12 protein-coding genes, 3 pseudogenes and 1 other annotated feature are annotated in these 14,652 nt (G+C 60.3%); of the genes and pseudogenes, 13 read left to right on the plus strand and 2 right to left on the minus strand.

Annotated elements, in window-relative coordinates; translation table 11 throughout:
• Positions 1–87: 87 nt before the first annotated feature.
• The 11 genes and pseudogenes from HDG34_RS13580 to HDG34_RS13630 all read left to right on the plus strand — a co-directional run bounded on the left by HDG34_RS13580 (position 88) and on the right by HDG34_RS13630 (position 9,781).
• Positions 88–1,230: a Re/Si-specific NAD(P)(+) transhydrogenase subunit alpha gene (locus HDG34_RS13580; protein WP_184060738.1), complete on the plus strand. Its 1,143-nt coding sequence runs from the start codon at positions 88–90 to the stop codon at positions 1,228–1,230.
• Between the two features lie 23 nt (positions 1,231–1,253).
• Positions 1,254–1,595: an NAD(P) transhydrogenase subunit alpha gene (locus tag HDG34_RS13585; protein WP_184060740.1), complete on the plus strand. Its 342-nt coding sequence runs from the start codon at positions 1,254–1,256 to the stop codon at positions 1,593–1,595.
• Positions 1,595–3,046: an NAD(P)(+) transhydrogenase (Re/Si-specific) subunit beta gene (locus tag HDG34_RS13590; RefSeq protein WP_184060742.1), complete on the plus strand. Its 1,452-nt coding sequence runs from the start codon at positions 1,595–1,597 to the stop codon at positions 3,044–3,046. The genes HDG34_RS13585 and HDG34_RS13590 overlap by 1 nt, the downstream gene beginning before the upstream one ends.
• Before the next feature lie 79 nt (positions 3,047–3,125).
• Positions 3,126–3,437, plus strand: coding sequence for a high-potential iron-sulfur protein (locus HDG34_RS13595; RefSeq protein WP_184060744.1), 312 nt, complete (start codon positions 3,126–3,128; stop codon positions 3,435–3,437).
• Between the two features lie 115 nt (positions 3,438–3,552).
• Complete coding sequence (locus tag HDG34_RS13600; RefSeq protein ID WP_260321155.1) at positions 3,553–4,239, plus strand: MCP four helix bundle domain-containing protein; 687 nt, start codon at positions 3,553–3,555, stop codon at positions 4,237–4,239.
• A 593-nt stretch (positions 4,240–4,832) separates the two neighbouring features.
• Entirely contained in the window at positions 4,833–5,015 is a 183-nt protein-coding gene (locus tag HDG34_RS13605; RefSeq protein ID WP_184060748.1) for a hypothetical protein, read from the plus strand.
• A 106-nt stretch (positions 5,016–5,121) separates the two neighbouring features.
• A complete protein-coding gene (locus tag HDG34_RS13610; protein ID WP_184060796.1) occupies positions 5,122–6,021 on the plus strand; it encodes a LysR family transcriptional regulator in 900 nt (299 codons plus the stop codon).
• Positions 6,022–6,126: 105 nt separating this feature from the next.
• A pseudogene (locus tag HDG34_RS13615) lies at positions 6,127–6,574 on the plus strand (histidine phosphatase family protein).
• A gap of 26 nt (positions 6,575–6,600) precedes the next feature.
• Complete coding sequence (locus tag HDG34_RS13620) at positions 6,601–7,617, plus strand: phosphotransferase (protein WP_184060750.1); 1,017 nt, start codon at positions 6,601–6,603, stop codon at positions 7,615–7,617.
• A gap of 87 nt (positions 7,618–7,704) precedes the next feature.
• A complete protein-coding gene (locus HDG34_RS13625; protein ID WP_184060752.1) occupies positions 7,705–8,469 on the plus strand; it encodes an SDR family oxidoreductase in 765 nt (254 codons plus the stop codon).
• Between the two features lie 61 nt (positions 8,470–8,530).
• A complete protein-coding gene (locus tag HDG34_RS13630) occupies positions 8,531–9,781 on the plus strand; it encodes an acyl-CoA dehydrogenase family protein (protein ID WP_184060754.1) in 1,251 nt (416 codons plus the stop codon).
• Between the two features lie 157 nt (positions 9,782–9,938).
• Here the strand turns inward: HDG34_RS13630 and HDG34_RS13635 are convergent.
• Together HDG34_RS13635 and HDG34_RS13640 are read right to left on the minus strand one after the other, a co-directional pair.
• Positions 9,939–10,355, minus strand: a pseudogene (locus HDG34_RS13635) (DDE-type integrase/transposase/recombinase); the annotation flags it as partial.
• Positions 10,356–10,541: 186 nt separating this feature from the next.
• Positions 10,542–11,208: pseudogene (locus HDG34_RS13640) on the minus strand (transposase); the annotation flags it as partial.
• Positions 10,890–11,006: a sequence feature (AL1L pseudoknot), on the minus strand. Its footprint overlaps the pseudogene before it by 117 nt.
• A 183-nt stretch (positions 11,209–11,391) precedes the next feature.
• Here HDG34_RS13640 and HDG34_RS13650 point away from each other — a divergent pair.
• Positions 11,392–11,577, plus strand: a complete 186-nt coding sequence (locus HDG34_RS13650; RefSeq protein WP_184060756.1) for a hypothetical protein — start codon at positions 11,392–11,394, stop codon at positions 11,575–11,577.
• A 1,102-nt stretch (positions 11,578–12,679) separates the two neighbouring features.
• The gene (locus tag HDG34_RS13660) at positions 12,680–14,224 is read left to right on the plus strand and encodes a TolC family protein (RefSeq protein WP_221309125.1); all 1,545 of its coding nucleotides are present in this window, start codon (positions 12,680–12,682) and stop codon (positions 14,222–14,224) included.
• The last annotated feature ends 428 nt before the right edge of the window (positions 14,225–14,652 follow it).

The raw sequence follows: 14,652 nt of genomic DNA on the forward strand, positions 1-14,652 counted from the left end.
CTGTGATGCGGATTTGCCGTCTCGCGTGACGGCAGATCTGGCTCGTTTCATTTAATAAAACGTTCCCACGACGTCGAAAGAGGGTATATGCACATCGGAGTGCCAGCCGAGACGCGCGCGCACGAAACCCGCGTCGCCGCGACGCCCGAAACGGTCAAGAAGTATGTGACCCAGGGCCACCGGGTCACGATCCAGAGCGGCGCCGGCACCGGCGCCAGCTTTCCTGACGATGCCTTTACGGCCGCCGGCGCGGAGATCGTCGACGCGGCGACCGCGTTCGGCGCCGATCTCGTCCTGAGGGTCCAGTCGCCCACCGACGCCGAATTGCCGTTGCTCAAACGCGGCGCGGTGCTGGTCGGCATGCTCGATCCGTTCAATACCGAAAACTCATCGAAGCTCGCCTCCGCGGGTGTCACCGCCTTCGCGCTCGAAGCCGCGCCACGCACCACGCGGGCACAAAGTCTCGACGTGCTGTCGTCGCAGGCGAACATTGCGGGCTACAAGGCGGTTTTATTGGCCGCCACGCTCTATCCGCGCTTCATGCCGATGCTGATGACCGCGGCCGGCACCGTGAAGGCCGCGCGCGTGCTGATTCTCGGCGCTGGCGTCGCGGGCTTGCAGGCGATCGCGACCACCAAGCGTCTGGGTGCGGTGATCGAAGCCTCCGACGTCCGCCCCGCCGTGAAAGAGCAGATCGAATCGCTCGGTGCGAAGTTTCTCGACGTGCCCTACGAAACCGACGAGGAGCGCGAAGCCGCGCAAGGCGTCGGCGGCTATGCGCGGCCGATGCCGCCTTCATGGCTGCAACGCCAGTCGGCGCTGGTCCACGAGCGCGCCAAACAGGCGGACGTGGTGATCTCCACCGCGTTGATTCCGGGCCGCGCCGCGCCGACCTTGATTTCAGTGGAAACCGTGCAGGCGATGAAACCCGGCTCCGTACTGGTGGATCTCGCCGCCGGACGCGGCGCGGAGTATGAAGGCCGGCGCGGCGGCAACTGTCCGCTGACCGAAGCGGACCAGGTCGTCACGAAACATGGTGTGATCATCGTCGGCTATACGAATCTGGCCTCGATGGTGCCCGCCGACGCGTCGTCTTTATACGCGCGCAATCTGCTCGACTTCCTCAAGCTGATCATCACGAAGGAAGGGACACTCACCATCGATCTCGCGGACGACATCGTCGCGGCCACGCTGCTGGCCCGTGACGGCCAGGTCACGCGCAAGGCCTGAGCAACCACTAAAGGAGAACGGCGATGGAAATCATCAACCACACCGTCATCAATCTGATCATTTTCGTGCTGGCGATTTACGTCGGCTACCACGTGGTCTGGAACGTCACGCCCGCGCTGCACACGCCGCTGATGGCCGTGACCAACGCGATTTCGGCGATCGTGATCGTCGGCGCAATGCTCGCCGCGGGCCTGACCCTGGGCACGCCCGGCAAGTTCTTCGGCACGCTCGCGGTCGCGCTGTCGGCAGTCAACGTATTCGGCGGCTTTCTCGTCACACGACGAATGCTGGAGATGTTCCGCAAGAAAGAGCCGAAGAAGCTCCCCGCTGACAAGGCACAATCCACGACCAGGGAGAACGCGTAATGAGTCTGAACGTCGTCACGCTGCTTTATCTGGTCGCGTCGGTCTGCTTCATCCAGGCGCTCAAAGGGCTGTCGAATCCGAAGACGGCGCGCATCGGCAATACCTTCGGCATGGCCGGGATGGCGATCGCGATCCTCACCACCATCGCGCTGATCATCAAGCAGGCGAACGGGCTCGGCTCGAACCTCGGACTGGGTCTCGGTCTGCTGCTGGTCGCGCTGGTGGTCGGCGGCGCGGTGGGCGCGTTCGTCGCTGCGCGCGTCGAGATGACCAAGATGCCGGAACTGGTCGCGGCCATGCACTCGCTGATCGGTCTCGCGGCCGTGTGTATCGCGTATGCGGTGGTGTCGGAGCCGGCCGCGTTCGGTCTTGTCGATCCCGAGAATACGGCGCCGGGCTTCCTGCCGTATGGCAATCGTGTCGAGCTGTTTATCGGCACGTTCGTCGGCGCGATTACTTTTAGCGGCTCGGTGATCGCGTTCGGCAAGCTGTCGGGCAAGTACAGGTTCCGCTTGTTTCAGGGTGCGCCGGTCGTCTACGGCGGCCAGCATCTGATCAACCTGATGCTCGCGCTCGCGATGCTCGGCTTCGGCGTCCTCTTCTTCCTCACGCAGTCGTGGCTGCCGTTCATCATCATGACGATCATCGCGTTCGTGCTCGGCGTGCTGATCATCATTCCGATCGGCGGCGCGGACATGCCGGTGGTCGTGTCGATGCTGAACTCGTACTCGGGCTGGGCGGCGGCGGGCATCGGCTTTTCGCTGAACAATCCGATGCTGATCATCGCCGGCTCGCTGGTGGGGTCGTCGGGTGCGATCCTGTCGTACATCATGTGCCGGGCGATGAACCGCTCGTTCTTCAACGTGATTCTGGGCGGCTTCGGCAACGAGGCGGGCGCGGCGGCCGCAGGTGGTTCGGCCGAGCAGCGTCCGGTGAAATCCGGTTCGGCCGACGATGCGGCCTTCATGCTCGGCAATGCCGAAACCGTGGTGATCGTGCCGGGTTACGGGCTGGCCGTGGCGCGCGCGCAGCATGCATTGAAGGAGCTGACCGACAAGCTGGTCGAAAAGGGTATCGAGGTGAAGTACGCGATTCACCCGGTGGCCGGCCGGATGCCGGGACACATGAACGTGCTGCTCGCGGAAGCCGAAGTCGCCTACGACATGGTCTATGAAATGGACGATATCAACGGCGAGTTCGGCCAGGTCGACGTGGTGCTGGTGCTCGGCGCGAACGACGTGGTGAATCCGGCGGCGAAGAACGATCCGAAGTCGCCGATCGCGGGCATGCCGATCATCGAGGCGTACAAGGCGCGCACGGTGATCGTCAACAAGCGTTCGATGGCAGCGGGCTACGCCGGGCTCGACAACGACCTGTTCTACATGGACAAGACGATGATGGTATTCGGCGATGCGAAGAAGGTGATCGAGGATATGGTTAAGGCGGCGTAACGCCGTTGGCACAACAATTGATACCCTGGAAGTTTCCCGGTTTGTCGACAAAAAATTTCCCTGAACGATAAGGACCTGCGTGAAAACATCTCGCCGTACTTTTATGATCACGACCGCCGGTGTCGCTTCGAGTCTGGCACTTTCGCGCCTCGCATTCGCCGATTCGCCAAAGTTATCGGACACTGACTCCACGGCTCAGGCACTCGGCTACAAGTACGACGCGACCAAGGTCGACAAGGCGAGGTACGCGAAGTACGCGGCCGGTCAGATCTGCGGGAATTGCACCTTCTATCTGGGCAAGCCGAGCGACGCGTTCGCGGCTTGCCCGATGTTCGGAGGCAAGCAGGTCGAGGGCAAGGGCTGGTGCAGTGCCTATAGCAGGAAAGCGTGACGTAGCCGACCGTATCGGCGGTCTCTGAAGCGTCACTTGGCAACGCCAGTAAGAGGCGCGGCAGCAGGACGGCAAAACCAGATAGTTCGTAATACGAGAGTAAAAGGCTGGCCGTATGGGAGCTTTCGCGGGGACAATCCGGTTCAAGGTCATGCTGACGCTCAGCGTCTGCGTGGCGCTGATGGTGGTTATCGGTCTCATGGGTCTGCGCGGTCTCGCAAGGCTCAGCACCGACATGGGCAGCATGTATTCGGCGAGTACCGTGCCGATCGAAGATCTCGCCGCGATGCAAGCGGCGGCGCTGAAGATCCGCCTGCAGATGCGTTACATCCAGGCGTTGCACGAACAGGAGAGGGCGGCGGATCTCGTGGCAGATATCGGCAAGGAGCAGAAGAAGCTCGATGTGGCTTGGCGTGACTACTATCCGGCAAAGATCGCGACGACGGATGAGCGCAGACTGGCCGATCGGGTAGCGAGGTCCTGGCCGCCTTCCGGACGCAATCCGACGACATCGTCGAGGTGCTTCGCTCCGGCAATCTGGACATGGGAGGACGTTCGGCGTGCGATCCAGCGCGTGGTCGAAATCAACGACAGCATCTTCGAAGCTTCAGAAGAACAGCGCGGCGGGATCGGGCAGGTGAACGATGCGGTGAATCGCATGGATCAGGTGCTCCGCAACAATGCTGCCGTGGTCGAGCAGGCCGCGCAGGCGGCGCTCTCGCTGGAGGACCAGGTCGCCGCCCAGCGGTGTGCGATTGCAGTCTTCGAGGTCCGCTCGCAGGCATGCGGGACAGCGACCTGAGCTTGGGGCGACCGGGGTTTCGGGCGCTAATAGTGCCAAGGCGCTCGACGCGCGTTTCATGGAGACCGCCAACCTCCTCCTCCTGCTGGAGGAATCGTCGGGCGTAAGAAACGGCTAGCAACCGGAATGCCACCACGGCGGCCAGAAAAGACAGGGTATCCCCTGTCTATTTTGTTCGCCATTATTTTGTATCATGACCTATGTTTAGTAACGTTTCATATAGGCGGTGTGTCGGACACGGAGGCTGATGGCAGGAGCCCGGTAGATCGCCGGCCGTGGGTGCTGAAGGTAGAGGAGTAGGAAATGAGCAGCAACGTAGAGTCTTTGCGAAGCCTGATCGAGAAATGGCTTGCCCCCACGCCGGCCTCGCCGATCAGTTTGACCCGGATGAATTACGCGAAGTCGCGGTCTATGCGATGTGTACGTGTGGAGTCGCTTCGGGCGTCGGGAGCCCTGGCGATTATCTTTTTCCGCCACGACGACGGATCGTGGTGCGTGTTTCCTCCCGAGCCGCGGCGGCCGGCAATGCGAGCTTCTCTGTAGCCCGGGTAAGGAAAGCCGGCGCATGCGTCGACATTTGAGTGGAGGTTGCGATGGATATCGAAAAGATTGCGAACGACTCGGGTATGCTGCTCGTGCTCGAAGGCCGGATCGGCCGTGAAGAGTACAAGAGCGTGTACGGATCCCTGCATGCTTTGCAGCGCTTTGCCAACAACATTCGCGAGCTGGTCGCCAGCGAAGCCTGTTCCGAGATGCTGCACACGGATACGAGCTAAGGCGCCATGCGGCGCGGCGATGCCGCGCCGGCGCAAGGACTGCAAGAGAAAGGTGGTCGCGAACCGCGCCACCAGGGTCCGGCAGCGCCGATCAGGAAATGCCATCGTGCCTTTGTCAAAGATCGATCTGAATCTGTTCGTCGTTTTCGAGGCGATCTACAGGACGCGCAATCTCACGCGCGCCGCGGAGATGCTCTTCATCACGCAACCCGCCGTCAGCAATGCGCTGGCGCGCATGCGCAAATCGCTCAACGATCCGCTATTTGTCAGCACCTCGACCGGCATGGTGCCGACGCCCCTCACGGAGAACATCATTGGGCGGGTGCGCGAAGCGCTGCAGCTGCTTGACTCGAGCGCGCACGCGGGCGAGCAGTTCGACCCGGCGGCTTCTGAACGCGTGTTCCGGCTCAGCATGACAGACCTGACCGAAGCGCTGTTGCTGCCCGGGCTGGAAGAGGTGTTGCAGCGGCTGGCCCCGGGCATCCGTATTGAAAGCTACTTCACTCCCCGAAGCAACATTCCGGACGCGCTGGCCAACGGCGCCGTGAATCTCGCCATCGACGCCCCTCTGATCGATGACCCTCACCTCGAACACGCGCCGCTGGGTGGGGATCGATATGCATGCATGCTGCGCCACGATCAACCGTTCGCACGCAAGAAACTGTCGATGGACGATTACCTCAGGCTCGGCCATATCCACGTCTCGAGCCGGCGGCAAGGCCCGGGGCTCGTCGACGCCGAACTCAACAAGCTCGGCGTCAGGCGAACGATCCTGACGCGCGTGCAGCACTACCTGGTTGCACCGTTGATCGCAATGCGTACGGACCTCGTGCTGACCGCACCGCTCATGCTGCTGCAACGCTACGATGCCCGCATCCTCGAGCTGCCGTTCGACCTGCCCGAGATGGAGTCGCGCTGCTACTGGCACCGCAGTGCCGCTGAAGATCCGGCGCATCGCTGGTTGCGAGAACAGGTCATCCGCCTGATGGGAGAGACGAGCGCATAGCGGGTTAGTGTTATCACCATATTTTATGACGCGTAATCACAATAATAAATTTTTGGAATGGTATCGAGCTGAGTATGCTGTCGATCAGAACTTATGAGGGATCGCATGGCAGAACTCCATTTGATACGGCATGGCCAGGCGTCCTTCGGCGCCGAGAACTATGACCGGCTCTCAGACATCGGAACGCGCCAGGCGCGTTGGCTTGGCGAATACTTTGCCGATTCCAAACTGTGTTTCGATCGCGTCGTCATTGGCACGATGCGGCGCCATCGGCAGACGGCGGATGCGATTCTTGAAGGATTGGGCAGTCCTGTCGTCGAGATGACGCAACATGCCGGACTGAATGAATACGACTTCGATGCGCTCTATCGGGCGGCGCGTGACGACAACCCGGCATTGAACGCGCTCGCGCAAGGCACTGAGCGACATGCAGATCCGAAACAGCAGCGTCTGCCAGTATTTCTTCAACGCTGATGCGATGTCGCTAGCCGGCTTCAATTGCGTGCCTCACCTCGATCGCCCCGAGGGCCGCGAATTCGTCACCTATGGTTGACCCCGTTTCAGGATGTTTTGCACCTCATGAACGATAACCTTTATTTCGACGCCGACAAACTCTCCCACTACCTCGCATCGCACGTGCCGGGCTTCGAAGGCCCCATGACCGTGGAGAAATTCGCCGGTGGGCAGTCGAATCCGACGTTCCTGCTGCACGCGCGCAGCGGCCGCTACGTGCTACGCCGGCAGCCGCCGGGAACGTTGCTGAAATCGGCGCATGCCGTCGACCGTGAATTCCGCGTGCTGGCCGCACTTGCAAATACACCGGTGCCGGTCGCCCGAGCGTTGCATCTTTGCGAAGATCGCGATGTGATCGGCAGCCTGTTCTACGTGATGAGCTACAAGGAAGGGCGCATTTTCTGGAATCCGGCGCTGCCAGAAATGGCGGCCAGCGAGCGCGGCTCGCTTTATGAATCGCTGATCGAAACGATGGCAGTCCTGCATGACGTGGACGTTGATGCGGTCGGGCTGTCGGACTATGGCCGCAGCGGCAACTATTTCGAGCGTCAGATCGGTGTATGGACCAAGCAGTATCGCGCCGCGGAGACCGGGACGCTGCCGGCGGTGGACGCGTTGATCGAGTGGCTGCCCGCGCATTGTCCTGCCGAATCGGATCGACCGTCGCTGGTGCACGGCGATTTTCGCCTCGATAACCTCGTATTCGAGCAAAACGCGCCAACAGTCCGCGCGATTCTCGACTGGGAATTGTCAACGCTCGGCAATCCGCTGGCAGACCTAGCGTACTTCTGCATGTGCCTGCGGCTGCCCCCTGAGGGGTATATCACCGGGCTCGGCGGGCTGAATCGCAACTCACTGGGCATTCCCGACGAACCTGCCCTGGTTGAGCGCTACTGCCGGCGTCGCGGGATTTCGTCAATCGCAGACTGGAACTTCTACCTGGCGTTCAGCTTCTTCCGGCTCGCAGCGATCGCGCAGGGCGTCAAGAAGCGGGCGCTGGACGGCAATGCGTCGAGCGACAAGGCGCGCCAGGTTGGTGAGATGGCCGGTACGCTCGCGCAGATGGGCGTTGATCTTCTTTGACCTTTGATGCGGACGGGACGTGCACGCGTTGGTGGCGTGTGTGAGGAATCGGCAGGATTCAGGTGACCGCGAATATTGGAGACAGTTGTGACGACGAATTTATTTGATCTGACGGGAAAGATTGCGCTCGTGACCGGTGCGAGCCGCGGCATTGGCGAGGAAATTGCGAAGCTGCTCGCCGAGCAGGGCGCGCATGTAATTGTCTCGAGCCGCAAGCTGGAGGACTGTGAAGGTGTGGTCGGCGGGATCCGGTCGGCCGGCGGGAGCGCGCAGGCGCTTGCATGCCACGTCGGCCGGGTTGACGACATTCTTCTTGCATTCCAGACCATCCGCAGCCAGCACGGGCGCCTGGATATTCTGGTCAATAACGCCGCCGCAAATCCGTATTTTGGGCATGTGCTCGATACCGATCTGGCGGCGTTCGAAAAGACAGTCGAGGTGAATCTGCGCGGCTACTTCTTCATGTCTGTCGAGGCAGGCAAGCTGATGCGCGATAACGGCGGCGGGGCTATCGTCAATACGGCGTCGGTCAACGCGCTGCAACCGGGCGACAAACAGGCCATCTACTCGATCACGAAAGCCGCCGTCGTCAATATGACGCGTGCGTTCGCGAAGGAGTGCGGCCCGCTGGGTATCCGCGTGAACGCGCTGCTGCCAGGGTTGACGAAGACCCGTTTCGCCGGCGCCCTGTTCGAGGATCAGGAAACTTATGATCGTTGGCTCTCGAAGGTTCCACTGCGCCGCCACGCGGAGCCCCGCGAGATGGCGGGAACGGTGCTGTATCTGGTTTCTGATGCGGCCAGTTATACGAACGGCGAATGCATTGTCGTCGACGGCGGTTTGACGATCTAGCCATTGGCGGCAGGCACGGTCTCAGTCGTTTCAAGCGGACATTTTGCAAGGAAGAATCATCATGGATTTTGGCTATACCCCCAAGGTCGAAGCGTTGTGCGAGCAGTTGCGCGCCTTCATGGATAAACACATCGTCCCGCGCATCCGGCAGTGGCACGATGAGGTGAACCAGGGGCAGTACCCTGTGTCGTTCATGGAGTCGCTCAAGGAGCAGGCTCGTGCCGAGGGCCTGTGGAACCTGTTCCTGCCGCATCTGCGGGACGACGAGCCGGGCACGCGGCTGACCAATCTGGAATACGCGCCGCTCGCGGAAATCATGGGGCGGGTGTCGTGGGCGTCGGAAGTCTTCAACTGCAACGCGCCCGACACCGGCAACATGGAACTGCTGCACATGTTCGCTACGCCCGCCCAGCGTGACCAGTGGCTGACGCCGTTGCTCGATGGCAGGATTCGCTCGGCTTTCGCGATGACGGAACCTGAGGTCGCATCTTCGGATGCGACCAACATTACGACCTCGATTCGCCGGGACGGCGACGACTATGTGATCAACGGCCACAAATGGTTCATCACGAACGCCGCGCATCCTCATTGCAAGTTGTTCATCGTGATGGGCAAGACCGACCAGCAGGCACCGGCGCACCGGCAGCAGAGCATGATTCTCGTCCCCAGGGACACCGCAGGTGTCGAGATCGTGCGCAACATAACGGTGGTCAATCACGTTGCGCCGGAAGGGCACTGCGAGATCGTGTTCCGCGATGTTCGGGTACCGGCAGCCAATCTGCTCGGTGAAGAGGGCAGCGGTTTCGCGCTGGCTCAGGCGCGTCTTGGACCGGGGCGCATCCACCACTGCATGCGCTCGATCGGCGCGGCCGAGCTTGCTCTCGAATTGATGGTCGAGCGCGCTCAGTCGCGCACGACGTTCGGCAAGGCGCTGCATGAGCACGGCGCGGTCGGCGAATGGATCGCGAAGTCGCGCATCGAAATCGAGCAGGCGAGGCTGCTCGTGCTGAAGGCGGCCTGGATGATCGACCGGGTTGGGGCCAAAGAAGCACGCAAGGAGATCTCGATGATCAAGGCGCTCTTGCCAACGGTGTACGCCAATGTTTGCGAGCGAGCGATGCAGGTTTTCGGTGCGATGGGACTGAGCCCTGATACGCCATTGGCCGACAACTGGACCTGGGCACGCGCGCTGCGCTTTGCCGACGGTCCAGATGAAGTGCATTTGCAAGGCATTGCGCGCATGGAAATCAAGGCACGGCCGTACGTTGCGGGAGCAACCAATGCCTATCTGATAATGCCTGCACGGGACTGACCGCGGGGAGTGGCCGGGCGACGTCAACGTGTTGCGGCACCTTGCCGCAAAATACTCCTCGTCGCGATTTCACGACGCGCATTTTTCATGCCGTCACAAGGCTCTGTCAACTTGGCGGGCGTAGGGTAATTACGTAGCCAAAGCGTAGCTATCCTTATCAGATAACTTCCTCGAGTGCGGCAATAACAGTCCAACCATGCCATGTGGCGAAGCGTTCTTTGAGTACGGCACGATGCCATGCCGCGTTCATTTGATGTGTGGGCAACGCGAAGTGCTGCCGTATCGGTCCGAAGCATGAGAGGAATTCCTGCGTGCGACGCGCATCGCGAAAGCCGCACATCTGGCGTTCGCGCCTGCGGGTCGGCTGATGGCTGTTCTCGGCACGGTTGTTCACGCGTGCAGCCGCCTTGACGAAAACGTGCTTCACATGAGCGAGCTCAGGAATATCAGCCTTCGCCGCCGGATAGCTGCGCAACTGGTCGGTAACGATCTTGCGCGGCACCGGGTTTGAACGCAGCACCCGCCGGAAGAAGCGCTTTGCCGCAGTCTTGTCGCGCCGCTTTTGCACCAGCAATGCTCATTTCTCACTCAAGCATATTGGCGACTATGTTGGCCATCGAAGCATCTCTTCTACCCAGATTTACGGCAAGCTGGCAATCGATCAACTACGCGATGTCGCGCAAGGCGATAGGGAGGATGTGCTATGAGATCTCCCACCCGCTTCCGGAGCTTTCTTGGTCCAGATATCGAACGGTTCCTCGGCTACAAGCGTAAAATCTGACACCCACAGCGCGTTAGGTCGTTCGGCCTTGAACTGCCGCTGCACGCGGTCCAGCGGGCAAGGTCTCGAACTGTCGCTAACGGTCGTCCTGATGAATCTGCCGCGCCGCACACCCCGCAGGCCCAGCTTCTTCAACCGCTCTACCGTGCAGCGGGCCACCTGGATGCCTTCGCGTGCGAGTTGCAGCCAGACCTTGCGGACTCCGTACACTTGGAAGTTCTCCTCCCACACGCGCCGGATTTCCCCGCATAGCATTGCGTCACGCTGGGCCCGCGCCGGCCGGCGTGCTGGATCGGCCCGCCGGGCCACATGCTGGTAATACGTCGACGGGGCGATCGGCAGCACCCTGCAGATCGGCTCGACCCCGTAGACCTGCCGGTGATCATCGATGAACGTGATCATCACTTCGATCGGCGGTCGAGCTCCGCCTGTGCGAAATACGCCGATGCTTTGCGCAGGATTTCATTAACCTGGCGCAACTCGCGAACCCGCTCCTGCAGTTGCTTCTTCCAGTCTGTGATCTGGTTCGGATGGACATCAAATTGCTGCGCCAGCTCTGCCAGGGTTTTTTGTCGCCCTTGAGCGCCGCAAGTGCCACCTTTGCCTTGAACGCCGGTGAATGTGTTCGTCGGTTTCGTTTCGTCATCTTCTGGTTCCTTCGCCGGCCATTATGACCGACTCACTCCCCAGCTTTTCCACTCAATCAACTGTCCGAACTCCCGGAGCCACCTCTGCCAGTGGTCACAGGTCTGCACATTGGTGGTCGGCCATGTGTAGCGAGCTATGAGCGTAGTCGGCTTTCGGCCGGCGCCTCCGCCCGAAGGACAACATGAACATGATTATGGCAAGAGCCGATGCGGCAATGAGTGTTATCGCCGCGACACCTTTAGACCCTCGCGGATTGCGCGATCGCACTGGCGGCAGCATGCGCATCGATCCTGATCGCGCTGTCTTCGAACACCGTCATCTATGTCAGGTGATGGTTAGCACAAGCAGCGCGCCGACGACGAATTGATAGATCGTATGACCCCGCGAAGTCAGCACGATAAAAATGCCGGCTAAAGGCCGCCACGTAATCCGCCACTTTCAGTAGAGAATCGTCCGGTCATTGAGCCCGTCATCGGCTCGCAGAGAATCATATGCATAGCTACGCATTGACAAAGTGACGAGATTCGGCAGATAGTTGCCGGCGTTCTCGCCTAACACGCGTACAAGGAGTGTGGTGGGTTCCGTCAAAATCACAATCACAAGCAGATCGAAACCAAAGATCGATTTGCGGTGGTGAAGATATTCCGTAGCGAGACTACGTGCCCTCAGGCCTGCAGGTGACCGACAAAGTGGCTAATGAAGCAGCAGTCGGCACTTGGGCATTACCCTTCTCCTTCACAGTTTCTCGCCCCGACAGGCGGAAATGCGTGAACCGGGAAGATTTGTTGCACATCTTCAGCGACGCGCGCCAAACAGATTTCGCAGCACCGACAGCATGCCCACGGGAACGAGACGGAAGGGGGCATGGTTCGCGATGCTTGCATGGCTGTGCGAGTTCGAAAATTCAATCAGAGAGAAAGGCTCCATGGCTATCTCCGTGCAAATCTCAAGAACATAAATGAGAAAGTACGGGAATAAGATTTTGCATTGTATCGAACCAGTCAGAAATGATGCTGCTACTAGGAATTCCGACTGCGGCAGGAAATCGTGTGACAAGTTCACTGTTCGGCACAGCCATGAACGTGCCCTATCCGCACCTCGCCGCACGCCTGTTCAACACGCCGCTCTCGCGCCAACGGTTCGATGAAAATAGGCGAGCAATGGGTTGGCCACTGTCGATACGGGCAGCCCTATCTGGTCAGACAATCGCGCGCGGAAATCAGTGCTTGTGAAAGACTGCGAACAAAAAATTCGTACCAGTCTCACTACGTTGTCGCGGCTGTCTGATTTCGCGGGGTCACCGATATCCGGACAATTGGAGCCAGTACGAAATCTCGTGTTTCGTTCACCAAGGTCACCCGAATTAGCCGAATCGATCCTTTAAACGACGAGCATTGCTTCATTGTTTTCTGAGTCTGGATTGCGGTTCAGGTGTCGCACCACATACTTCAATCTAACCGGTTACGATCATGACTCGAAACGATTTTCCTGACGTACAGGCTGCCGCGCCCCTCACCAACGGGGACGGCCTCTCCGGTTTGCGGCTCCGCCCCCTGTCATGGCTGGTTTCGTCGCTGCTGGTCGTGCTCGCCTTGCCGGCGAGTGCCATTGCGGGCGCTCAAACGAAGTCTGATCTGGCGCTGGCGAGCGATGCAGCAACTGCAAGCACATCGACTCCGGTCGAGATTAAACAGCCGTCGACCCCGGGAAGCCATGCTCCTCCGGTGACGTTCTCACAGTGGCTCGAAACGCAACCGTCCAGTAGCGAGGGAGGACCTCCGGTGGATTCCGCCACGCTGCGGCGTATCTTCCTGAGCGCCGTGGAGGAAGCGGAGAAGCGCAGTCCCGAAGTCGGGCAGGCGTATGCCGCCTACGAAGCCGCGAAATCAGACGTCGACGAAGCGAAAGGCTTGCGGTGGCCGCAAGTCGACATCGGTTCGCAGACACAGGGTGTGCAATTTGGTCCCGGTAATCGAAATGGCTCCAACAACGGGAACGTAGTGACGGCGAACGTCACGACAACGGTGTACGACTGGGGGCGCACAAAGAACACAATCGGAAGTCGGGAACAACTCTCGGATGCCGCGTTCAGTAGTTATGTAGCGGCCCGCAATCAGAATGCGTTCGAGGTGACGAGCACGCTCGTTGAACTGGGCAAGCAGCGCACGATCGTTGACGTGAGCCAGCAATTTGTTGAGCGTATGGCCACGCTCGTGAAGATGCTCAGCGAAATTGTGGCTGTCGACCGTGGTCGCGGCAGCGAACTCACGCAGGCCAAGGCGCGTCTGCTGCAGGCTGAAGCTGCGCGCGATTCAGCGCAAGCGAAGGCACGTGATGCGGAACTGGCGTTGCAAAAGCTGCTGGGCGAAAGCGTACCGCCGATTCCGCACGCGCGCGACTGGCCGCTCCAACCGGGCAATCTGCCGCAACTCCTGGAGCTGGTGAATGCTCATCCGAGCTTGCATCAGATTCAGTCCGAGGCAAATGCGGCCGACCTGAATGCCAAAGTGGTGAAAGCGTCGGGCCTGCCGTCGGTGAATTGGGTTGTCAGTGCGAATGCCGGAATCGGAGGCACGGGCGCGGGACAACGTGCGCCATGGCAAACCATGTTGACGCTCAACTGGGCCGCATTCCGCGGCGGTTCGACGCAGGCGGCGACGGCTGCGGCAGGGTACCGGGCACAGGCTTCGTGGCAGCGCCTCGACCAGCAGCGGCGTGACCTCGAGTATGGCATTCGCACCGCGGATCAGGATGCGCACACCATGCTCAGCCGTGCGGAGCAGTACAAACGCCTCTCCGCTGAAACCGATCAGGTGCGCAAGGCCTTCTTCGAACAGTGGTACCACCTGGGCAAACGAACCCTGCTCGATGTGCTCCTTGCGGAGAACGATCACTACGGCAACAGCGTGAGCGAAGTGACGAACCGTTTCGATGGCTACGCGGCGGTACTGCGGGAGCACGCATCCGCGGGTTCGCTGGTTGACTGGCTGGAGACCGGGCGCTCCGGCGGTTAGGTGTTGCGGATCGGAGCCGCACCGGATACAGGGCTTCGCGATGGGCTGCCTTCCTTTCTGGATGGCGGCCCTTTTTGCGTCTGGCGCACAGAGGCGAGAAACATTGGACAACTGCCTGTTTAGCCCTTACGCAATCGTGCATAGGCACCGCTGCTCGCGATTCCCGTGCCGAGAAATGCCTCGTTTCTGTCTCGTCCAAATTCGAACTCGTCATATTTCGTTTTATTGCTCACCCATCAAGAATAGAGGTAGAGCAGCACTCTTGCGACTGCCATGTCGCCATTTTCTATCTATACGCTGGCCAGGTGGACCAGCATACGCACTCAAAGAGGCACTACCATGAGTACCAGTTCAGTGAAGCTGGCCGTTGTCGACGGCAGCACCATCAAGCAGACTGTTGAATTGCGCGGGTCCGCGCAAGGCGCTGC

It is taken from the genome of Paraburkholderia sp. HC6.4b, from assembly GCF_014200875.1.
Lineage (GTDB): Bacteria > Pseudomonadota > Gammaproteobacteria > Burkholderiales > Burkholderiaceae > Paraburkholderia > Paraburkholderia tuberum.

What these genes read in the sequence shown, in the direction of transcription:
- HDG34_RS13590 (WP_184060742.1), top strand. Translation starts at nt 1,595, where the DNA reads ATGAGTCTGAACGTCGTCACGCTGCTTTATCTGGTCGCGTCGGTCTGC.
- HDG34_RS13600 (WP_260321155.1), top strand. Translation starts at nt 3,553, where the DNA reads ATGGGAGCTTTCGCGGGGACAATCCGGTTCAAGGTCATGCTGACGCTC.
- HDG34_RS13620 (WP_184060750.1), top strand. Translation starts at nt 6,601, where the DNA reads ATGAACGATAACCTTTATTTCGACGCCGACAAACTCTCCCACTACCTC.
- HDG34_RS13630 (WP_184060754.1), top strand. Translation starts at nt 8,531, where the DNA reads ATGGATTTTGGCTATACCCCCAAGGTCGAAGCGTTGTGCGAGCAGTTG.
- HDG34_RS13650 (WP_184060756.1), top strand. Translation starts at nt 11,392, where the DNA reads ATGAACATGATTATGGCAAGAGCCGATGCGGCAATGAGTGTTATCGCC.
- HDG34_RS13585 (WP_184060740.1), top strand. Translation starts at nt 1,254, where the DNA reads ATGGAAATCATCAACCACACCGTCATCAATCTGATCATTTTCGTGCTG.
- HDG34_RS13580 (WP_184060738.1), top strand. Translation starts at nt 88, where the DNA reads ATGCACATCGGAGTGCCAGCCGAGACGCGCGCGCACGAAACCCGCGTC.
- HDG34_RS13605 (WP_184060748.1), top strand. Translation starts at nt 4,833, where the DNA reads ATGGATATCGAAAAGATTGCGAACGACTCGGGTATGCTGCTCGTGCTC.
- HDG34_RS13660 (WP_221309125.1), top strand. Translation starts at nt 12,680, where the DNA reads ATGACTCGAAACGATTTTCCTGACGTACAGGCTGCCGCGCCCCTCACC.